This is a genomic window from Leptotrichia sp. oral taxon 498 (assembly GCF_002240055.1).
GTDB classification, from domain to species: domain Bacteria; phylum Fusobacteriota; class Fusobacteriia; order Fusobacteriales; family Leptotrichiaceae; genus Leptotrichia; species Leptotrichia rugosa.
Genome location: NZ_CP016753.1, coordinates 350,654 through 370,942, shown reverse-complemented (window position 1 = coordinate 370,942; position 20,289 = coordinate 350,654). Strand labels below are relative to the sequence as shown.

The 20,289-nt window shown below is 28.2% G+C and carries 21 protein-coding genes and 1 riboswitch; of the genes, 20 read left to right on the top strand and 1 reads right to left on the bottom strand.

Annotation, left to right across the window (positions count from 1 at the left end; all coding sequences use genetic code 11):
- Positions 1-190 precede the first annotated feature (190 nt).
- From BCB68_RS01655 to nrdG, 3 genes are all read left to right on the top strand, one after another.
- Positions 191-856: a hypothetical protein gene (locus BCB68_RS01655; protein WP_094079242.1), complete on the top strand. Its 666-nt coding sequence runs from the start codon at positions 191-193 to the stop codon at positions 854-856.
- Between the two features lie 331 nt (positions 857-1,187).
- On the top strand, positions 1,188-3,371 hold the full coding sequence (locus BCB68_RS01650; protein WP_094079241.1) for an anaerobic ribonucleoside triphosphate reductase: 2,184 nt from the start codon (positions 1,188-1,190) through the stop codon (positions 3,369-3,371).
- Position 3,372: 1 nt separating this feature from the next.
- Positions 3,373-3,876 (top strand): anaerobic ribonucleoside-triphosphate reductase activating protein, encoded by a 504-nt coding sequence (nrdG, locus tag BCB68_RS01645; protein WP_094079240.1) that lies wholly within the window; start codon positions 3,373-3,375, stop codon positions 3,874-3,876.
- 41 nt (positions 3,877-3,917) lie between these two features.
- Here nrdG and BCB68_RS01640 read toward each other — a convergent pair whose 3' ends face one another.
- The gene (locus BCB68_RS01640) at positions 3,918-4,508 is read right to left on the bottom strand and encodes a DUF4878 domain-containing protein (protein ID WP_094079239.1); all 591 of its coding nucleotides are present in this window, start codon (positions 4,506-4,508) and stop codon (positions 3,918-3,920) included.
- Between the two features lie 155 nt (positions 4,509-4,663).
- Between BCB68_RS01640 and ylxM the strand changes: the two genes are divergently transcribed.
- The 17 genes from ylxM (at position 4,664) to BCB68_RS01560 (ending at position 20,289) form a co-directional block, all read left to right on the top strand.
- Entirely contained in the window at positions 4,664-5,005 is a 342-nt protein-coding gene (gene ylxM, locus BCB68_RS01635) for a YlxM family DNA-binding protein (protein ID WP_094079238.1), read from the top strand.
- Positions 5,006-5,024: 19 nt separating this feature from the next.
- A complete protein-coding gene (gene ffh / locus BCB68_RS01630; RefSeq protein WP_094079237.1) occupies positions 5,025-6,356 on the top strand; it encodes a signal recognition particle protein in 1,332 nt (443 codons plus the stop codon).
- A gap of 40 nt (positions 6,357-6,396) precedes the next feature.
- Complete coding sequence (locus BCB68_RS01625; RefSeq protein ID WP_237048678.1) at positions 6,397-7,851, top strand: ClC family H(+)/Cl(-) exchange transporter; 1,455 nt, start codon at positions 6,397-6,399, stop codon at positions 7,849-7,851.
- On the top strand, positions 7,776-8,072 hold the full coding sequence (locus BCB68_RS10810) for a TrkA C-terminal domain-containing protein (protein WP_237048677.1): 297 nt from the start codon (positions 7,776-7,778) through the stop codon (positions 8,070-8,072). Before BCB68_RS01625 ends, BCB68_RS10810 begins: the two co-directional genes overlap by 76 nt.
- Positions 8,073-8,182: 110 nt before the next feature.
- Positions 8,183-8,341 carry a hypothetical protein gene (locus BCB68_RS01620; RefSeq protein ID WP_237048676.1) on the top strand — a complete coding sequence of 53 codons (159 nt, stop codon included), beginning with the start codon at positions 8,183-8,185 and terminating at the stop codon, positions 8,339-8,341.
- Between the two features lie 597 nt (positions 8,342-8,938).
- Positions 8,939-10,186 (top strand): RNA-guided endonuclease InsQ/TnpB family protein, encoded by a 1,248-nt coding sequence (locus BCB68_RS01610; protein ID WP_094079236.1) that lies wholly within the window; start codon positions 8,939-8,941, stop codon positions 10,184-10,186.
- Between the two features lie 91 nt (positions 10,187-10,277).
- Entirely contained in the window at positions 10,278-10,736 is a 459-nt protein-coding gene (gene cbiE / locus BCB68_RS01605) for a precorrin-6y C5,15-methyltransferase (decarboxylating) subunit CbiE (protein ID WP_237048675.1), read from the top strand.
- A 98-nt stretch (positions 10,737-10,834) separates the two neighbouring features.
- Complete coding sequence (locus BCB68_RS01600) at positions 10,835-12,355, top strand: cobyric acid synthase (protein WP_094079234.1); 1,521 nt, start codon at positions 10,835-10,837, stop codon at positions 12,353-12,355.
- Between the two features lie 65 nt (positions 12,356-12,420).
- A riboswitch (cobalamin riboswitch) is annotated at positions 12,421-12,599 on the top strand.
- A gap of 146 nt (positions 12,600-12,745) precedes the next feature.
- Complete coding sequence (locus BCB68_RS01595; RefSeq protein ID WP_094079233.1) at positions 12,746-13,480, top strand: energy-coupling factor ABC transporter permease; 735 nt, start codon at positions 12,746-12,748, stop codon at positions 13,478-13,480.
- On the top strand, positions 13,458-13,775 hold the full coding sequence (locus BCB68_RS01590; RefSeq protein WP_237048674.1) for an energy-coupling factor ABC transporter substrate-binding protein: 318 nt from the start codon (positions 13,458-13,460) through the stop codon (positions 13,773-13,775). The genes BCB68_RS01595 and BCB68_RS01590 overlap by 23 nt, the downstream gene beginning before the upstream one ends.
- Positions 13,762-14,445 (top strand): CbiQ family ECF transporter T component, encoded by a 684-nt coding sequence (locus tag BCB68_RS01585; protein ID WP_094079231.1) that lies wholly within the window; start codon positions 13,762-13,764, stop codon positions 14,443-14,445. The genes BCB68_RS01590 and BCB68_RS01585 overlap by 14 nt, the downstream gene beginning before the upstream one ends.
- Positions 14,445-15,248 carry an energy-coupling factor ABC transporter ATP-binding protein gene (locus BCB68_RS01580; RefSeq protein ID WP_094079230.1) on the top strand — a complete coding sequence of 268 codons (804 nt, stop codon included), beginning with the start codon at positions 14,445-14,447 and terminating at the stop codon, positions 15,246-15,248. Before BCB68_RS01585 ends, BCB68_RS01580 begins: the two co-directional genes overlap by 1 nt.
- Positions 15,249-15,351: 103 nt before the next feature.
- Complete coding sequence (locus tag BCB68_RS01575; protein WP_157697341.1) at positions 15,352-17,112, top strand: DUF2207 domain-containing protein; 1,761 nt, start codon at positions 15,352-15,354, stop codon at positions 17,110-17,112.
- 41 nt (positions 17,113-17,153) lie between these two features.
- Positions 17,154-17,324, top strand: coding sequence for a hypothetical protein (locus BCB68_RS10610; protein ID WP_172826455.1), 171 nt, complete (start codon positions 17,154-17,156; stop codon positions 17,322-17,324).
- Positions 17,325-17,752: 428 nt separating this feature from the next.
- Positions 17,753-18,427 (top strand): metal-dependent transcriptional regulator, encoded by a 675-nt coding sequence (locus tag BCB68_RS01570; protein WP_018498294.1) that lies wholly within the window; start codon positions 17,753-17,755, stop codon positions 18,425-18,427.
- The gene (locus BCB68_RS01565; RefSeq protein ID WP_094079228.1) at positions 18,420-19,355 is read left to right on the top strand and encodes a metal ABC transporter solute-binding protein, Zn/Mn family; all 936 of its coding nucleotides are present in this window, start codon (positions 18,420-18,422) and stop codon (positions 19,353-19,355) included. The genes BCB68_RS01570 and BCB68_RS01565 overlap by 8 nt, the downstream gene beginning before the upstream one ends.
- Before the next feature lie 157 nt (positions 19,356-19,512).
- Positions 19,513-20,289 carry a metal ABC transporter ATP-binding protein gene (locus BCB68_RS01560; protein ID WP_094079227.1) on the top strand — a complete coding sequence of 259 codons (777 nt, stop codon included), beginning with the start codon at positions 19,513-19,515 and terminating at the stop codon, positions 20,287-20,289.

Here is a 20,289-nt window from a genome sequence, read left to right as displayed (position 1 = left end):
TATATTAAAAACATTTTTTGACACATAATTGAAATAGATAGATTGACACTATATTTTATTTGAAAAATGTAGAATGAAATGTTAAGAAAAAAATTATAAAAAATGAAAATGACTAAAAAATCTTTTTAAATAAAAATCTAAGAATAAGATGTTATAATTTTTAATAAAAGTTTTTGAAAGGAAAGAAAAAATGAAAAAAATTATATTAACGATGTCTCTATTTTTTAGTGTATTTTTATTTTCTGAAACTACGAATGGAAATAATTTAAAACAAAGCGTAAATAATGCTTTTTATGAATTTATGGATTTTCAGATTAATCCTAATAATGTGAAAAAAAATGTTTTAGAAAATTCGGTGGAAGATACAAATAAAATTTTGGGGACAAATGTTGATAAAAAAAGAAAAAATAATCTGAAAGAAGTTGCAAAAAGTCAAACTGGTGTATCTTTATCAAATTCTTCTGATTATTTGGTAATTGCAAATTCAAAAATTACTTATAAAATAAAAAATACTGAAGTAAAAAATGGAGAGGCAGTTTTAAATGTACATATGAAAGCACCTGATTTGACAGCATATAATTCAGAACTTCAAAATTACATAGAGAAAAAAGTTTATGAAAACAAGAAAGAAGTTCAAAAAATGAATGAAAATAAATATCAAAGTTTTTTATTGGAAAAAATATCTGAATTTTATTTAAATGTGGTAAAAAGAAATGATTTGAAATTTATGGAAAGTGATATTAAAGTATATGTAAAAAAATATCCGAATAAATGGGGAGTAATACAAGATTATAAAATAAATAATGCACTTTACAAATATTTAGGATTCGGTTTTGGTCCAGAATTAATAAATTAAATAGTGTAAATAGAACTGTTTCACAAGTGAGACAGTTCTTTTTTATGTAAAAAAATCAATATTTAAAATTATAAATCTATGCATTTTCAAAGATTTTTTTGATAAAAAATTTTTTTGAAATTGATTTTTTTATTTTTTTCTCTAATATTCATAATCAGTATAATCAAAAAATTTGATAATTTTTATTTGATTAAAATTATTTTAATTTTTAGAATTCATCTTGAAAAACACAATATTTTGTGATAATATTTAATCATGATAACAACATATAGTGTTTTTTGAGGATTTGGGAAAATGGGGGAATTTATGAAATAAAGGAGAGAAAATCAAGATGGGATTAGAATTGACACCGAATTTAAATAAAACAATTGAAAAAATAATAAATGTGGAAAAAAATGATACAAATAATGAAAATGCGAACATGTCTTCAATGACACCTGCGGGACAAATGATGAAATTTGCAAGTGAAGTTTCAAAAGTTTATGCACTTGAAAATCTTATATCTGAAAAATTTAGAAAAGCTCATGAAGATGGGATTATCCACATTCACGATTTGGACTTTTATCCAAGCAAAACGACAACTTGTCTTCAGTATGATCTGGAAGATATGTTTGAAAAAGGATTTGTCACAAAGCATGGTTATATTCGTGAAGCGCAAAGTATTTTAACTTATGCCACTCTTGCGACTATTATTTTTCAGACAAATCAGAATGAACAGCATGGTGGTCAAGCAATTCCAGCGTTTGATTTTTATATGGCAAAAGGAGTGCTAAAGTCATTTAGACAGTATTTGAAAAATAGAATTTTAAATTTTGTGGAAATTAAAAATGATGTTGAAATTACTGAAAAATATGAAAAAGATGCAAAAGCATTTTTGAAAAAAACAGTTGATTCGATAAAAACGACAGAAGAAGAAAATGAAAAAATATCAAAATATTTTAGTATTTCTAAAAATGATTTGAAAAAGTTGTTAAAAAGTAGCTATAAAGATACAAAAAAAGAAACTTATCAGGCGATGGAAGGATTTTTGCATAACTTAAATACAATGCATTCACGTGGTGGAAATCAAGTTGTCTTTTCTTCAATAAATTATGGAACAGATACGTCATATGAAGGTAGAATGGTCATAAAAGAACTTTTAAGAGCGACTTCAAAAGGTCTTGGAAAAGGAGAAACTCCAATTTTTCCAATTCAGATTTTTAAAGTAAAAGAAGGTTTAAATTTTTCTGAAAATGATTATAATTTAGCGCGAAGTAATTTTGAAAATCTTTTAGAAAGTGTAAAAAGCGACGAAAATATTTATGATGAAGGTAAAAAAAATGTAAAATTTGAAACACCAAATTTTGATCTGTTACTACTCGCCTGTGAAACTACCAGTCGTAGATTGTTCCCTAATTTTGTATTTCTTGATGCAGAGTTTAATAGACATGAAAAATGGGATATGAATGATCCTAAAAAATATAGATACGAAATTGCAACAATGGGATGCAGAACGAGAGTTTTTGAAAATGTAAATGGTGAAAAAACAAGTCTTGGACGAGGAAATTTGTCATTTACAAGTATTAATTTTCCTAGACTTGCAGTTGAAACTCGAAAAGATGTGGAAGAAAAAATTTTAGCAATGGAAAAAGAAAATAAATTTTCTAGTGAAAAAGAAAAAATAGATAAAAAAAATGAAATGTTAGTAAAAGAATTTCAAGAAAAAGTTTTGGACACGTCAAGACTCGCTGGAGAACAATTATTAGAAAGATTTAAATTTCAAAAAACCGCTCTTGCAAAACAATTCCCATTTATGAAAGGAAATAATTTGTGGAAAGGTTTGGGAGATAAAAAAGAAAATGATGAAGTGGGAGAGGCGATAAATAGCGGAACACTTGCGATAGGTTTTGTAGGTGGAGCCAATGCGATGTATGCTTTGTTTGATGTAGAACATGGAACAAATGAATTAGCATATAAGACACTTTATGATACGATTGAAAAGATGGAAAAAGTGGCGGATGAGTTTAAAAATAAATATCACTTGAATTATTCAGTATTGGCATCTCCTGCAGAAAGTCTTGCGGGAAGATTTTTAAGAATGGACAGAGAAAAATTTGGAGTGATAAAAAATGTTACAGATAGAGATTATTATGTAAATTCGTTTCACATTGATGTCAAAAAAGAAATAAGCATTTTTGATAAAATAAGAAAAGAAGCACCTTTTCATAAACTTACAAAAGGTGGACATATAACTTATGTGGAATTAGACGGAGAAGCTAGAAAAAATATAAGTGTAATTTTAAAAATAGTAAAAGTTATGAAAGATAGCGGAATAGGTTATGGTTCAATAAATCATCCAGTCGACAGATGTAAAGATTGTGGAACTGAGGCAATAATTTATGACAGTTGTCCTGTTTGCGGAAGTCACAATATATCAAGAATCAGAAGAATAACTGGTTATCTGACAGGGGATCTTGAAAGTTGGAACAGTGCAAAAAAAGCTGAAGAAATGGACAGAGTAAAACACGGAATTTAATATGAAAAATGAGGATTTAAAAAAAGATTTTTCGCTAAGACTTTTAAGAACTTTTAAGGAAACTATTGTCGATGGGGTTGGACTTCGCTATTCAATATATTTTTCAGGTTGTTCTCATGCTTGTCCTGGTTGCCATAACGAGTATTCTTGGAATCCTAATAATGGGACTGAATTGACTTATGAAATTTTGAATGAAATTGCTAATGAAATTAATCAAAATGAATTACTTGATGGAATTACGATTAGTGGTGGGGATCCGCTTTTTAATCCAAAGGATATGTTAAAAGTTTTGAAATTTTTGAAAGAAAAGACGAAAAAAAATATTTGGATGTATACAGGTTATACATTGGAAGAAATAAAAAAAGATGATTTGAGAAAAAAATGCTTGAAATATGTTGATGTTTTGGTTGACGGACGATTTATTAAAGAATTGTATGATCCAAATATAAAATTTAGAGGAAGTAGCAATCAGAGAATTATAAAAAGAGAAGATTTTGGAATATAAAAAAATAGAGTTGCAAAATGTGGCAGCTCTAATTTTTATAATTAATTATTTTCTGAATTTTCATTGTTATTTTCATCTTTTGGAAGAATTGTATTCAAATTTGAAAAAGTTGTATTTAATTTTCCTAATAGTACTTCTAAATTTTCTCCTGTTACAGCCACTTTTTCTTCATCTGAAGATTTTTTTACCATAAATTTTGTAGTATTTTTTGCTTTTGGCAAGTCTTTGGATTCTAATGTTTCTTTTAATATTTCTTCAGTAGACTTTTTAGTCGCATCTTTTGAAAAAGTGTTGCTTGAGATATTTTTAAAAAATTGTAAAAATAATTTTCTTGTGTCGATATTTTCAACTTCAACAGTTACAATACTTGTATCTTCACTTTGTTTTTCCGAGCTAGTAATTTTGTAATTAATATTTTTTAGCAAAGTTTTGTACAGTTGTTCCTGACTTTGACTAATATAATTTTGTTCAAAGTTTTTCAAAAAATTTGCATCAGTGGTGTATTTTCCAGCTTCGGTTGTTTTTCCAGCTTTTAAGTTGTCAATAAATTTTGCAACTGTTTTTTCTGAACTATTACCGCCACAGCTTGTCAAAAAAACAAGAAATAACATTCCCAATAGTATTTTTTTCATATTCGGCTCCTATCTATAAATTTTATTATAATTATTATATAATTAATTTTACATTATTTAAGCTAATAAGTCAATAGTTTTAAAAATTGAAATAAAAATTAATCATATTTTAAAAATTGACAACAGTTATAATAATTGTGTATAATAAAAGTACTATGAATAAACTAGAAAAATTGGAAGATTTTTTGAGACACTCGATACTTTTTTTGTATTATGGAGAACTTTTTTCTAAAAAGCAAAGAGAGTATTTGGAACTGTATTTCGAGGAAAATAGTTCTTTTTCAGAAATTGCAAAAAAATATAAGATTACACGGCAAGCTGTTTATGATAATATAAAGCGTGGGATAAAGCAGCTTGATGAATATGAAGAAAAATTAAAAATATTTGAAAAAGAAAAGGAACTAAAAAATAAACTTTTATTTTTGAAAAGTAATTTTACTTTGGAAAATTTGGAAAAAATAATTGAAGAATTTGATTATGATGAAAATTTAGAATAAAAATTAGGAGAGTTTAAAGATGTTTAATAATTTAGGAGATAGATTTAAAGATATATTTAAAAAAGTCAGAGGGCAGGGGAAATTGACGGAAAGTAATATGAAGGATGCTCTTCGGGAAGTTAGATTAGCTTTGCTGGAAGCGGATGTTAATTACAGTGTTGCCAAAAATTTTGTTTCAAGAATCCGTGAAAAAGCGCTGGGAGAAGAAGTAATTTCAGGAGTAAATCCAACACAGCAATTTGTAAAGATAGTGAATGATGAACTTGTGAAAGTGCTTGGTGGAACAAATGTTGCACTTAAAAAGGCTGAGAAAGGAATGACAGTCGTGATGCTGTGTGGGCTTCAGGGTGCTGGGAAAACGACATTTTCAGGAAAACTTGCAAAATTTTTAAAATCAAAGGGAGAAAAACCTTTTTTAATTGGAGCTGATGTGTATAGACCAGCGGCTAAAAAACAATTAAAAGTGTTGGCACAGCAGGTAAAAGTTGGGTCTTTTACGATAGATGAGAGCACAGATGCATTAAAAATCGTACAAGAGGGAATAAAAGCAGCCAAAGATGAAAATGCTACTTATGTGATAATTGATACGGCTGGTAGACTTCACATTGACGAAGAGTTGATGAAAGAGCTGCACGATATAAAAGATAATGTAAAACCTGATGAAATACTTCTTGTGGTTGATGGAATGACTGGACAAGATGCGGTAAATGTGGCAAAATCTTTTAATGAAGAGCTTGATATAACTGGAGTTGTACTAACTAAACTAGACGGAGATACTCGTGGTGGTGCGGCTTTGTCGGTTAAAGAAGTTGCTGGAAAACCAATAAAATTTATAAGTGAAGGGGAAAAACTTGACGATGTTTCGGCATTTCACCCTGATAGACTCGCCTCTCGTATTTTGGGGATGGGAGATGTCGTGTCGCTGGTTGAAAAGGCGCAGGAAGCGATTGATGAAAAAGAAGCTAAAAAAATGGAAGAAAAATTTAGAAAAAATCAGTTTGATTTTGAAGATTTTTTGAAACAATTTAAAATGATTAGAAAAATGGGGTCGATTGCGGGAATTATGAAAATGATACCTGGAGTTGATACAAGCATGATTGATATGGGAATGGCTGAAAAAGAGATGAAAAAAGTGGAAGCTATTATTTACTCAATGACAGTGGAAGAAAGAAGAAATCCAAAACTTTTAAAAGCTGGAACAAGAAAAGGGAGAATTGCCAAAGGTAGCGGAGTTCAAGTAAATGATGTAAATAAATTAATAAAACAGTTTGAGCAGATGAAGCAAATGATGAAAATGTTTAACAGCGGAGCAATTCCAGGACTTGGAATGATGAAAGGCAGAAAAAGATAAATTTTTAAAAGACAAAAATTAAAGAAAAGAGATGAAAAAAATGGCAAAAGATATTTTACATGAATTACAGAATGTGTATTCACTAAAATCAAGGAAGAGTAAGATTATCTTAATAATAATTTGTTTTTTAACTGGAATTTTTTCAGGGTTAATCGTTTCGTCATATACGTTATTATTAAATAACATTTCTTTTTTTAGAAATGAATATTTAACAAATTTGACAGTAACAAAAATCATTGCAGGATTAATAATTTTTATTCTAGTAGGGATAGTAATTCAGTTTATGTTTTCAAAATATCCACTAATAGGTGGAAGCGGTATTCCACAGGTAAATGCGTTTTTGAATAAAAAAATAAAGTTTAACTGGCTGCCGGAGCTGTTTACTAAGTTTTTTGGTGGAGTTTTGGCGGTTGGAGCTGGAATGGCACTTGGTCGGGAAGGACCATCTGTACATTTGGGGGCGCTTATTGGTTCTGGAATTAAAAAGATTACTAAAAGAACTGAAACTGAAGAAAAATATCTTGTAACTTGTGGTGCCAGTGCGGGAATCGCTTCGACATTTAATGCGCCTCTTGCGGGAGTAATTTTTTCATTAGAAGAACTTCATAAGTTTTTTTCGCCGCTTTTATTGATTTGTGTATTAGTTGCCAGCGGGACTTCAAATTACGTTTCAAGAATGATTCTAGGACCTGAGTCTTCGTTTCAATATAATTTTATGCTTCCAAAACATACTCCAATTTATATTATTGGAATTGTAACGCTTGTATTTTGTTTAATAATTACAATTTTGGGAAGAGGATTTTCATATTTTCTTTTGTTGTTTCAAAAAAAATTTAAAGACATAAAAATGAATAAATATTTAAAAATTTCGCTATTTATGATTGTTGTCTATTTAGTGGCAATCTTTTTTAAAGAAATAACAGGTGGAGGGCACGATTTAATTGAAAAAATGTTCTCGGCAAAAGTAGGTCTTAAAATTTTATTTGCAATTTTAATAATGAAATTTTTTTACACAATGTTTTGTTATTCATCAGGATTTCCTGGCGGAATTTTTTTGCCAATGCTAGTAATAGGAGCTTTGTCTGGAAAAGTTTATGGCGAAGTATTAAATCACTATTTTGAAATTCCAAATGAAATAATTGTACATTTTATGATACTTGGAATGGCGGCTTATTTTACAGCAGTTGTGAGAGCGCCAATTACGGGAATTACATTAATTTTGGAAATGACAGGAAATTTTTCTTATCTGTATATGCTTATAATTGTTTGTACAATAGTCTATATTTTTACTGAATTATTTAAAATGGAGCCAATTTATGAAAGACTTTATTTAAACATGTTTGAAAAAGAAATTTCTCAGTCAGAAAAAGAAGAAGAAAAAATTAAAAAAGAGAAAAGAAAAAAGAAAAAAGACTTGAAATGTTGGAAAATTGGTGGAAAGACAGACATAGTAAAAATAAAAAAAATAATGAGGATAAAATTGTCACTTTACTAATTCCAGTTGGAGTAAATTCGGAATTTGACGGGAAATTAGTCAAAGAATTGAAATTGCCAGAAAATATTTTAATTATAAGTGTTAGATCAGAAGGAGAAGACCACATTGCAAAAGGTAACACAAAAATTCAAAGTGGAAATCAGATTGTTATGATTACAGATTATAAGACAGCTAGTAAATATGCGAGTGAATTAAAAGAGCGAGGACTAAAAATTATTTAGAAAATAAATTTTAAAGTAAGAGGACTTTTTAGAAAATAAAATTTTCAATTTTAGTCCTTTTATTTTTTATAAATTATTTTTTGCAAAAAATTTAAAATTTGGAGAAAAGTATGGAAAAAATAAAAATATTGGGTTTGGGACCTGGAAATCTTGATTATACATTGCCAATAGTTTTGAAAAAAATAGAAGAAAGTGATGTGATAATCGGCGGGAAAAGACATTTGGAAAGTTTGGGAAAGTATACTAAAAATAAAGAATATTTTTATTAAATAGTGCAAGAACACTCGCGACTTTTAGTCGTGAGATGAATTGCACAAAAATTTTAGTAAGCATATAGGGAAACTTGTATGTAGACACAGAAGAAAAACTGTGCAACAAAGAAACTGAACTGCTGGGAACTCTTAAAGCTAGTATAACCACAACATAATACCTTCGTTAAAATATGGTATAAGTGTGAAGGTAGCGAAAGCAGAAAAAATATACTAGATGGTGCAAGGTTAAATCCTAAACATTATGATAATAGACAATCAGCAGCTAAGCCTGAAAAGGAAAGTTCAACGACTATCCCTCGTGAGGGGAGTACAATACAAGCGGTTGGTATTGGAAGTGGTTTCGCCTAAGTCCTTGAAATAGGATATGGATAAGATATAGTCTGTGCTTGTTAGAGATAACAAGAAGTTCAAGGCTAATCTCCTTAATTTATTAAGGAGTATATATGCCATGAGAACTGCATAAGTAGTAGCGCACTTATGTGAACGACACTTCCCACTGTTGTGGGGTTTTAAAAACTTTAAAAATATTTAAAAAAAATAGATAAAATGTAGGATATATAGTATAATATCTCTGATGAAAAGGAGGTGATATCTATGTATTTAACTTTAAAACAACAAGTAAAACATCTTAGTAAAAAAGAGTTTAGAAATTTAAAATATTTATCTCATATAGCCAAGAACTTAACTAATGAAGCTATATATAATATTAGACAGTATTATTTTAATAAGAAAAAGTATTTAAGTTATAACGAAAACTATAAAATGCTTAAAAATAGTGAGAACTATAAAAAATTAAATTCTAATATGGCTCAACAAATTCTAAAAGAAGCAGACGGAAGTTTCAAATCATTTTTTGGACTTTTAAAACTTGCTAAGAATGGTCAATATGATAATAAAAAAATAAAATTACCTAAATATCTTGCTAAAGATGGATTTACAACTCTTGTTATAGGTTTTGTAAGATTAAAAGATGATATGCTGATAGTTCCTTATTCAAATTCATTTAGAAAGACACATAAGGAAATCGCAATAAAACTGCCGCCAGTATTAAAAGACAAGAAGATAAAAGAGATTAGAATAATACCAAAACAACATTCCAGGTACTTTGAAATTCAATACATTTATGAGGTAGAAGAAGTTCAAAGGGAATTAAATAAAGAAAATGCACTAGGAATTGATTTAGGTATAGATAATCTTTGTACTTGTGTAACTAATAATGGGGCATCATTCCTAATAGATGGTAGAAAATTAAAATCAATAAATCAATACTATAACAAGATAAATGCAAAATTACAAAGTATTAAAGATAAGCAAAAGATAGAGCATATAACATTAAGGCAAAAGAAAATAGCTAGAAAGAGAAATAACCGTATAGAAGATTATCTTTCAAAAGCAGCAAGAATAATTATAAATTATTGTCTTAATAATGATATAGGAAAGATAGTTTTAGGATATAATGAAGATTTTCAAAGAAATTCAAATATAGGAAGTATAAATAATCAAAACTTTGTAAATATACCATATGGGAAATTAAGAGATAAATTAATATATCTATGTAAACTATATGGAATAGAATTTAAGCTACAAGAAGAGAGTTATACATCAAAAGCAAGTTTCTTTGATGGAGATGAAATCCCAATATATGATAAAGAAAATCCGCAAGAATATAAATTCAGTGGAAAAAGGATAAAAAGAGGACTATATCAAACAAGCGCAGGTAAACTCATAAATGCGGATTGTAATGGAGCATTAAATATATTAAGAAAAAGTAAAGTTGTGGACTTAAGCGTCCTATACAATAGAGGTGAGCTGAACACGCCTAAAAGAATAAGGGTAGTGTAAAGCTATCAAACTTCTTAGAAAATTTTTAAATATTTTTAAAGATTTTAGAACTCTGCGACTTTAGTCGTGGGAGGTTCAGATTTCAGCTGATTTGAGTAAAGTTATAGAATTTATCAATGAAAATAGAGATAAGAAAATATCTTTAGTAGTTTCTGGAGATACTGGTTTTTACAGCTTTTTAGCTTTTATAAAAAAACATTTTTGTGATAATGAATTGGAAGTGGTTGCTGGAATTTCGTCACTACAATATATGTTTGCAAAAATTTCAGAGTTTTGGAATGATGCTTATATTTCGAGTGTTCATGGAAAAAATTTTGATTATGTTTCAAAATTGAGGGAATATGAAAAAATTGGATTACTCACAGATTTTAGTAAAAATACGCCACAGAATATTGCAAAGAAATTGTTTGAAAACGGTTTTGAAAATGCAAAAATTTTTGTTGGAGAAAATCTTTCTTATGAAAATGAGAAAATCTACGAATTTAGAGTTAGCAAATTGAAAGATTATGAGAAAAAATTTGGAATGAATGTTGTGATTATAAAAAGATAGAAAATTATTAAAAAAAATTTTTTTAAATGTTGAAATATTTGCTTAGAAGATTTTGAAAAAATTAGAAATAAAAAAATAAAATTTAGAAAGAGATGAAAATGAAAAAACATAAAAATATAATGATTTTTGGAACGGGTTCAAATGTTGGAAAAAGTATAATTGCAACAGGACTTTGCAGAATTTTTTATCAAGATGGATATAGAGTTGCACCATTTAAATCACAAAATATGGCGCTAAATTCATTTATAACGAAATCCGGAAAAGAGATGGGAAGAGCACAAGTTGTACAGGCTGAAGCCGCTAAAATTGAACCAGAAGTTTTTATGAATCCGATTTTACTAAAACCGACAACGGATAAAAAATCGCAGGTCATTGTAAATGGGAAAGTTTATAAAAATATGGATGCGAGAGAATATTTTGCTTTTAAACATAATTTGAAAAAGGAGATTAAAAGAGCATATAATTATATTCGAGAAAACTATGACATTTGTGTATTGGAAGGTGCGGGAAGTCCTGCGGAAATTAATTTGAAAGAAGATGATATTGTAAATACTGGAATGGCTGAGATGGCAGATACGCCTGTGATTTTGGTAGCAGACATTGATAGAGGTGGAGTTTTTGCCGCAATTTATGGGACGATAATGCTTTTGGAAGAAAGTGAGAGAGTCAGAATAAAAGGGGTTATCATCAATAAATTTCGTGGGGATAAATCGCTTCTTGCAAATGGGATTGAGATGATAGAAAAATTAACAAATGTACCTGTTTTGGGAGTGGTTCCGTATGTGAAATTGGGGATTGAAGAAGAGGACAGTCTTGGGATTGACAAATATAATGAGAAAAAAGATGCGAAAATAAAAATTTCTGTGATAAAATTAAAGCATATTTCAAATTTTACTGATATTGACGCACTTAGCCATTATAGTGATGTCTCACTAAAATATGTCAAAAGTGCAAATGAACTTGGAAATGAAGATGTTATTATTATTCCTGGCTCAAAAAATACAATTGAAGATATGAAAGATTTGGTTGAAAAAGATATGGCTCGAAAAATAATAAAACTTGCAAAATCAGGAACTGTCATTTTTGGAATTTGCGGAGGATTTCAAATCTTGGGACAAAAAATTACTGATTTGAATAACTTGGAAAGTAATTTAAAGGAGATTTCAGGACTAGGTATACTTCCGATAGAAACAGTTATAGAAACGGAAAAAATAACTACGCAATATGAAAATACATTAAAAAACGTAAGTGGAATTTTGAGCGGAATGGAAAATGTTAAAATAAATGGTTATGAAATTCATCAAGGTTATAGTTATTTGGAAAATGGTGATAAGAGTAAAAATTTGAAAGAAATTCAAAAAAATTGTATTTTTGGAGAGAAAAAGTTAAAGGGAATGGTGCGAGAAAATGTGATTGGAACTTATGTTCACGGAATATTTGATAATTTTGAATTTACAAATAGTTTTTTGAATAAAATTAGAGAAAATAAAGGTTTGGAATATGTAGATAAAAAATTTAGTTATTCTGAATATAAAGATAGAGAATATGATAAATTGGCAAAAGTTTTGCGGGAAAATATTGATATTGAAAAAATTTATGAGATAATTGAAAAAGAATAAAAAAACTATTTTTTTAGTTTGTTTTTATATATTAGCTTTTCGATTGACAAAACTATAATATGTGTTATAATAAAAAAGATACAGGTGTTTTTTAACTTAATAAGGAAATCGGTTAAAATCCGATACAGCCACCACTACTGTGAAATGGACGAAAGTGTATAGCCACTGAAAATAAAAAAATTTTTGGGAAGGATACGAGTAGGAAGAAGTTAGTCAGGAGACTTGCCTGTAATCTTTGCAATATAAAATTTTCTGGGAAGGGAGAAAATAATCTGCATAAAAAAATGAACTGTGGTTTTATCACAGAATTTTTACGTATGTTAAGTTCAGCTTTTTCAGCTGATTTTTTATTAAAAAAATTTTTAAGAAATTTGAGAGGAAGTGGAAAAGATGAAAAAGTTGAAATTATTAATTTTGATGGCTTTTTTAGTAATTGGTGTAAATAGTTTTTCTATGCACATCATGGAAGGATTTTTGCCTGTGAAATGGGCAGCATTTTGGTTTGTTTTATGTTTACCGTTTTGGTTTTTTGGAATAAAAAAATTAAAAAAATTATCTGGTGAAGATATGGAGGAAAAAATGATTTTAGCACTTGCGGGAGCATTTATATTTGTGCTTTCAGCGCTAAAAATACCGTCTGTCACAGGAAGTTCGTCACATCCGACAGGAGTGGGATTAGCTTCTATATTATATGGACCCTTTGTAACTTCAATACTGGGGACAATAGTTCTTATATTTCAAGCAGGACTTTTGGCACACGGAGGATTTACAACACTTGGAGCAAATAGTTTTTCAATGGCAATAACAGGGCCTTTAGTATCTTTTGGGATTTATAAATTGCTTTATAAAAAAAATAAAGCTGTGGCGGTGTTTTTGGCAGCGGCTCTGGGGGATTTGGCAACATATGTAGTAACTTCACTTCAACTGGCACTAGCAAATCCTTCGGCAACTGGAGGAGTGTTGGAATCATTTTTAAAGTTTGCGGCAATCTTTGCGGTAACTCAGGTTCCTTTGGCGATTATTGAAGGGTTGCTAACAAATATTATAGTAAATATATTGGATAAATATAATGATAAAAAGGAAGAGAAGAGGTGTAATTACATTGAAAAAAGAAAAAAAAGATAATATTCTCAAAAAAAATATACTACTACTATTATTGATTGTAGCGATAGGAATATTTCCTTTGCTATTTATAAAAGGAGCGGAATTTGGCGGGTCTGATGACAAAGGGGAAGAATTGATTCAAAAAATTAATCCAAATTACAAACCTTGGGCAAAAAATCTTTTTGAGTTGCCGGGAGGAGAAGTTGAAAGTCTTTTGTTTGCACTACAGGCGGCATTTGGGGCAGGAGTGGTCTGTTATGTATTGGGATATTTAAAAGGTCGTAAAAAGGGAAGAGAAGAAAATGCTAATAGATAAAATTTCATACAGAGGTTTACTAAAAGAGATAAATCCTGCGATAAAAATATTTTTTATGGTAGTAACTTTAATAATTTTAATTGTTACTAATAAAAAAGAAGTTTTTCTATTTAATTTTATTTTATTTAATGCAATTATGATAGTTTTTGTAAAAGTAAAAATAAAAGAATTATTTTATTTATATATCGTTCCAGCGTTTTTTATTTTTACGACAGCACTTTCGCTTTTATGGATAAAAAAAGATGTAATAACATTTTTATTTCGCTCTTTTTCTTCAATTTGTGTAGTTTATGCTCTAATTTGTTCGACGCCGATTTCAGATTTTGACTATGTTTTTGAGAAATTAAAATTTCCAAAAATTTTTCGAGAATTGTTTTTATTAATTTATAAATTTATTTTTGTACTTTTTGATGTGAAAGATAAGTTATTAAATGCACAAAATTCGAGATTGGGGTATGTAAATTACAAAAGTAGCCTAAAATCTTTTTCAATGTTAGTTGCAGCAATATTCAGAAAAACAGCTTATTACAATGAAAATTCAGTAAAAGCTGTAAATTCAAGGTTGGGGAAAAATTTTATCTTTGTTCATAAGAAATATAAAAAAGTTGGAAAAGAAATTTTTTTCGTAATTTTTGTATGTTTAATAAATTTAGTTATGGTGGTAGTATAATGTTAAAATTAGAAAATATTTGCTTTTCATATGAAAAACAAAATAAGATTTTAAAAAATATCTCTCTTGATATAAAAAAAGGGGAAAAAACGGTATTTCTGGGAGAAAATGGTTCAGGAAAATCAACGCTATTTTTTTTGCTAAATGGATTGTTAAAGCCAGACAGTGGAGAAATATATTTTAATGGGGAAAAATTAAAGTATAAAAAAAAAGATTTGGAAAATTTGAGAAAAAAAGTTGGAATTGTATTTCAAGATCCCGAAGTTCAGATTTTTGCGCCGACAGTTTATCAGGAGATAGCTTATGGGTTGCAAAATCTGGATTATTCAAATGAAAAAATTGAGCAAAAAATAAGTGAGATAAGCGCTGAGCTAAATATGAAAAAACTTTTAGAAAAACCATGTCATCATTTGAGTTACGGACAGAAAAAAAGAGTCACGATAGCTTCAATTTTAGCGATGGAGCCAGAAATTTTAGTGTTGGATGAACCGACGGCATGGCTTGATTTCAAAAATATAAAAAAAACATTGGAAATGATAAAAAATTTGTGCAAAAGAGGAAAGACGCTTGTGATTTCTACGCACGACATAGATTTTGCATATGAAGTTGCGGATTATATTTATATTTTAAATGAAGGAAAAATTGTGAAGCAAGGGACTCGTTATGAAATTTTTGATGATTTTAACTTTTTGAAAAAATTGAATTTGGATGTTCCAAAAATATTGAAAGTAAAAGAATTTTTGAAACAGAAAAATATTGATATTTTGGAATATTATGAGTTTTTGGAAAAGAAATTTAAATAAATATTTCGCAAATAAATAAATTCTTGAATTTTTGCTAAAAGAAAATATGGTATAATGTTATTAATAAATAATTTTATATAAAAAGTGAGTGATAGTGATGAAGATGAAAAAAATTAAAATTTCAAGAATTTTTTTTCTTTTTTTGATTTTTCCTGTCTTTCTTTTTGGCGAGAGCATAAAAAATTATGATGTTTTCATAACAATTCAAAAAGATGGGATTTTGAATATTTCAGAAAATATAAATTACAACTTTGATGGAAGGCAAAAGCACGGAATTTATAGAAAAATACCTTTGAAGTTTGGTTCGGAAGTTGAGGTTTTTAATGTTTTAAAAAATAGTAAAAAAGAAAATTTTGATATTTTTGATGAAGCGGAATATAAAATAATAAAAATAGGAAAACAAGATGTGTTGCTTGAAAATGGAATTTACAATTATCAAATTGGTTATAAAATGAAAAAAGCGATAACAGAATATGGAAATCAATATGAAATATACTTTAATGGAATTGGTCAAGAGTGGGGCGTTCCAATTGAAAAAGCAAATATTGTTATTAAAATGGAAAATGGAAAATTGTATGAAAATGGTGAAAATTCTAATTTTGAAGTTTATACTGGAAAAAAAGGGGAACGGAATCAAAATTTTGAGGCAAGAATGGAAAATGGGGAAATTTTTATTTCAAATTTGACAAGATTGAATGAAAATGAAGGAATTAGTTTTATTATTCATTTGGATAAAAATAAATTTGATAAAAATATTTTAAATCAAATAAATAATGAAGCTCAAAGAAGTTTTGAAAAAGAAAGAAATGATTTTAAAAATTTAGCTTTAAGAGGAATTTCTTTAGTGATAGGATTTATAATTTTGATGGCTTTGAGTGTTTATGTGTGGGTTTATTATTTGAAAGCAAAAAATACAAAATATTTTGACGAAGAATTATCTCCAGTTGAAGTCGCTTATCTTTCTGGAAATGATAATTTGGAAAAATTGACAGAAGTCGCCATCTTGTCGTTGTTAAAAAAGAAATGTATTTCAATTAAAGAAAAAACAATGAAAATGATTTTTATCAGTGAAAAAGATGAATTGCCAGAAGAAGAGAAAATTATTTTGGAAGCTATAAGAAATAATTATCAAAAAGAAGATAAATTTTATGAAAAAAGTTTGGAAATGAAAAAAATGTTGGAGAAAAAATATCGAAATTTAAAAAAAGATTCTAAAAAATATTATTTTCCATTTTTTTTAGGAGTGATAATTTTAAGTATTTTGTTTTTTACAACAACATTTGAAAATTTAAGCATATATATTGGCTTTTTTATATTTTTTGCTGTAAGTTATTTTATTTCTTTAGACGAACTTTCATATTTTAGAATAATACCGATTTTTTTTATAGGAATTTTATTATTTAACGATATTTCAAAAAATATTTTATATATTTTGGAAATTATTTATTTTTGGGGATTATTTGAAGTTTTTAATTATATTTTTAAAAATAATTCTTCGATAAAAAAATGGATAGATGAGTTAAAAAAATATATAGAAGATAAAATTTTTAAAAATAGTTGGGAAATGGATAGATTTGAGAGAAGAAGAATTTATGATATTATTTTACCTTATTCAGTGGCTTTGCATCAAAACCGAAGAGTTTCACAGTGTTTTATAAAAGAATTTGGAGAAGAGGAATATAAAAATCAAAATGTAAATTTTTTCTCAAATAATTTAATCATTAATGAAGTTCAAAAAACTTTTGATGCCGTAAGGGTAAAATGGGGAAAAATTGCTAGTAAAAATAAAAGATTTGGCTCTGGCAGAAGTTTTGGCGGAAGTTCAGGTGGCGGCTTTGGCGGCGGTGGAGGCGGAAGCTGGTAAAATTATAAAAATTCATATGACAATAAAAAAATGGAATGATAGTGTTAAATTTCATAATTTTGGAAAATATTTTTGAAACGCTGAAATATTTAATGGCAATTATTACTGGACTTTGGATTTACTGGATTATTTCACATATTATAGGAACAGTAAAATTTTTGAAAAATGAAGATTATTCATATAAATTTTCAGCAAATATTTTGAAACCATAAAAATTGATATATTAATTATCGTATAAATTCCCGTTTTAAAAAAAATTTTTTAAACGGGAGTTTTTTTGTAACATAAGTTACAGTATTATTTGAAAAAATGTTATAGAATATAAGTGGAGAGAAATCAACAGTTTTATACTATTTCCTATTCTTATTTCAGGATTTTAGTATAAAATTGATTTATTATTTGCTTTTTTGGAAAATATCATTATAACTTTTGATTTAAAATGCATTTTATAATAGTCAGATAAAAGATCTGATGTTATTAGATGCATTTTTTATTTTATCTTAATTTTATTATTTTGATGTTAAAAATATTCATGTAAAAAAAATATCTTGACAATCAAAGTATATAATGTTAATATGTTATTGTTATTAGGTCTTCCTAACTTTAAAATTAGGTTTAGCTAAAACTGAAAGGAGTTGAGATGAGCAGAAGTATAGAAGACTATTTAAAGGGAATATATACTTTGAAAAAAAAGAAGGAATATTCCAATAAAAAACTTGCAGAATATTTAAATATCTCTCCAGCTTCAGTTAGTGAAATGATAAAAAAGTTGGCAAACGATGATTATTTAACTATCGACAAAAAAACAGTAAAACTTACTGAAAAAGGGAACAGCTTTGCACTTGACATTATACGTAAACATAGGGTTTGGGAAGTTTTTTTGTTTGAAAAGCTGGGATATGAAAAGAAAGAAGTGCATAAAGAAGCAGAAATTTTGGAACATGTAACTAGCAATAAACTTCTTCAAAAGCTGGAAAAATTCCTGTTTTATCCTAAGGAATGTCCGCACGGAAGCCCGATTTTCTATGATTTAGAAAACTTGGATGAGGAAAATATTATAAAATTATCTGAAGCTGAGGAAAATGATGAAATTGTTATATTAAGTGTAGAGGATAATATTGAATTATATGATTATCTACGAGATTTAGATATAAATTTAAAGGAAAAATATATTGTAGAAAGAAAAGATCCGTTTAATGGACCGATATATTTGAAAAGTGAGCAAAATAATGGAAAAATAGTGGCTTTTAATGCAGCAGATATGATTGAGGTTTATAAAAAAAATAAAGATTTGGAGGAGACAGATAATGAGTAAAAACAACGTATTAACAAAATTAAACTTAGTAATCGCAGTATGTGTAGCAATGATGCTACTAATATCTTGTGGAAAAGGTGGAGCTTCATCAGGTAAAAAAATAAAAGTTACGACAACAACGACAATGCTTACTGACCTTGTAAAAACAATTGGTGGAGATAAAGTCGAAGTTACAGGACTTATGGGAGAAGGAGTAGATCCACATTTGTATAGTGCTAGTGCAGGAGATATTGAAAAACTTGGAAATGCTGACATCATAGTCTATGGTGGACTGCATTTGGAAGGTAAAATGACAGAAATTTTTGAAAAGTTAACTTCTCAAAACAAAAATATACTAAATGTTGGAGATAAACTGGATAAAAGTAAAATTCATCTAGTTGACCAAAATACTCCTGATCCGCATGTATGGTTCAATACAGAATTATGGGAAAAGGAAGCTGAGGCAATAGAAGCTGAATTAAGCAAATATGATCCTAAAAATAGTAATTACTACAAAGAAAATTTGAAAAAATACAAAGCTGAACTAAATGAACTTACAACTTATGTAAAAACAAGAATAAATGAAATTCCTGAAAAAAGTAGAGTTCTTGTAACAGCACACGATGCTTTTAACTACTTTGGAGAACAATTTGGATTGGAAGTAAAAGCTATACAAGGTGTTTCTACAGATTCTGAAACTGGTACAAAAAACATAAGTGACTTAGCTAATTTCATTGTACAAAGAAATATAAAAGCAATATTTGTTGAATCTTCTGTTCCGAAAAAAAGTATAGAAGCATTGCAGGAAGCTGTAAAAGCTAGAGGAAAAGAAGTTAAAATAGGTGGAGAATTGTATTCAGATTCGCTAGGAGATAAAGCACATAATTCTGAAACTTATATTAAAACAGTTAAGGCAAATGCTGATACAATTGTAAATGCATTAAAATAAAATCGGTAATTATTTTTATTAATTATATATAAAATAATTCAAAAAAACATAGCAGAATAACTTTAATTATCACTCCCCTTTTATTATGTAAAACATAAAAAAATTCCTTAAAGTTGTTTTGCTATGTTATAATTTTTAAATTTAGGAGAGAAGTAAAATGAATCAAAATGTTTCTGATGATATTATTATAAAAGTTGAAGATTTAACAATAGCATATGAAGATAAACCTGTTTTATGGGATGTTGAGCTGGGTATCAAAAAAGGTATTCTTATGGCGATAGTGGGGCCGAATGGAGCTGGGAAATCTACTTTGATTAAGGCGATGCTTGATTTGATAAATCCTGTCACTGGCGAGGTGAAATTTTATAATGAAAAATACGGTAAAGTAAGGGATAAGATTGCTTATGTACCTCAGAGAGGAAGTGTTGACTGGGATTTTCCGACTACTGTGTTTGATGTTGTGGAAATGGGACGTTATGGAAAAGTTGGATGGTTAAAGAAAGTTAGAAAAATTGATAAGGAAAAAACAAAGGAAGCTATTCATAAAGTCGAAATGGATGAGTTTTCAGATAGGCAGATAAGCCAATTGTCTGGTGGACAGCAACAAAGGGTATTTTTGGCAAGAGCCTTAGTGCAAGATGCAGAAATATACTTTATGGATGAGCCTTTTCAAGGTGTTGATAGCAAAACTGAAAAATCTATTGTAAATATTCTAAAAAAATTACGTGATGAGAAAAAGACCGTAATTGTTGTTCATCATGATTTACAAACGGTAAAGGATTATTTTGACTATGTGACGTTTATAAATGTTTCTGTTATAGCTTCTGGCCCTGTAGAGGAAATTTTTACTCCTGAAAATATTGAAAAAACATATAAAAGTAAAAAATTAACTCAAGATAATAAAAATCATCTTGAAATCGAAAAGGAGGATTAA

Coding starts and splice junctions, on each gene's coding strand:
- BCB68_RS01655 (WP_094079242.1), top strand. CDS start 191: ATGAAAAAAATTATATTAACGATGTCTCTATTTTTTAGTGTATTTTTA.
- BCB68_RS01650 (WP_094079241.1), top strand. CDS start 1,188: ATGGGATTAGAATTGACACCGAATTTAAATAAAACAATTGAAAAAATA.
- nrdG (WP_094079240.1), top strand. CDS start 3,373: ATGAAAAATGAGGATTTAAAAAAAGATTTTTCGCTAAGACTTTTAAGA.
- BCB68_RS01640 (WP_094079239.1), bottom strand. CDS start 4,508: ATGAAAAAAATACTATTGGGAATGTTATTTCTTGTTTTTTTGACAAGC.
- ylxM (WP_094079238.1), top strand. CDS start 4,664: ATGAATAAACTAGAAAAATTGGAAGATTTTTTGAGACACTCGATACTT.
- ffh (WP_094079237.1), top strand. CDS start 5,025: ATGTTTAATAATTTAGGAGATAGATTTAAAGATATATTTAAAAAAGTC.
- BCB68_RS01625 (WP_237048678.1), top strand. CDS start 6,397: ATGGCAAAAGATATTTTACATGAATTACAGAATGTGTATTCACTAAAA.
- BCB68_RS10810 (WP_237048677.1), top strand. CDS start 7,776: ATGTTGGAAAATTGGTGGAAAGACAGACATAGTAAAAATAAAAAAAAT.
- BCB68_RS01620 (WP_237048676.1), top strand. CDS start 8,183: ATGGAAAAAATAAAAATATTGGGTTTGGGACCTGGAAATCTTGATTAT.
- BCB68_RS01610 (WP_094079236.1), top strand. CDS start 8,939: ATGTATTTAACTTTAAAACAACAAGTAAAACATCTTAGTAAAAAAGAG.
- BCB68_RS01600 (WP_094079234.1), top strand. CDS start 10,835: ATGAAAAAACATAAAAATATAATGATTTTTGGAACGGGTTCAAATGTT.
- BCB68_RS01595 (WP_094079233.1), top strand. CDS start 12,746: ATGAAAAAGTTGAAATTATTAATTTTGATGGCTTTTTTAGTAATTGGT.
- BCB68_RS01585 (WP_094079231.1), top strand. CDS start 13,762: ATGCTAATAGATAAAATTTCATACAGAGGTTTACTAAAAGAGATAAAT.
- BCB68_RS01580 (WP_094079230.1), top strand. CDS start 14,445: ATGTTAAAATTAGAAAATATTTGCTTTTCATATGAAAAACAAAATAAG.
- BCB68_RS01575 (WP_157697341.1), top strand. CDS start 15,352: ATGAAAAAAATTAAAATTTCAAGAATTTTTTTTCTTTTTTTGATTTTT.
- BCB68_RS01570 (WP_018498294.1), top strand. CDS start 17,753: ATGAGCAGAAGTATAGAAGACTATTTAAAGGGAATATATACTTTGAAA.
- BCB68_RS01565 (WP_094079228.1), top strand. CDS start 18,420: ATGAGTAAAAACAACGTATTAACAAAATTAAACTTAGTAATCGCAGTA.
- BCB68_RS01560 (WP_094079227.1), top strand. CDS start 19,513: ATGAATCAAAATGTTTCTGATGATATTATTATAAAAGTTGAAGATTTA.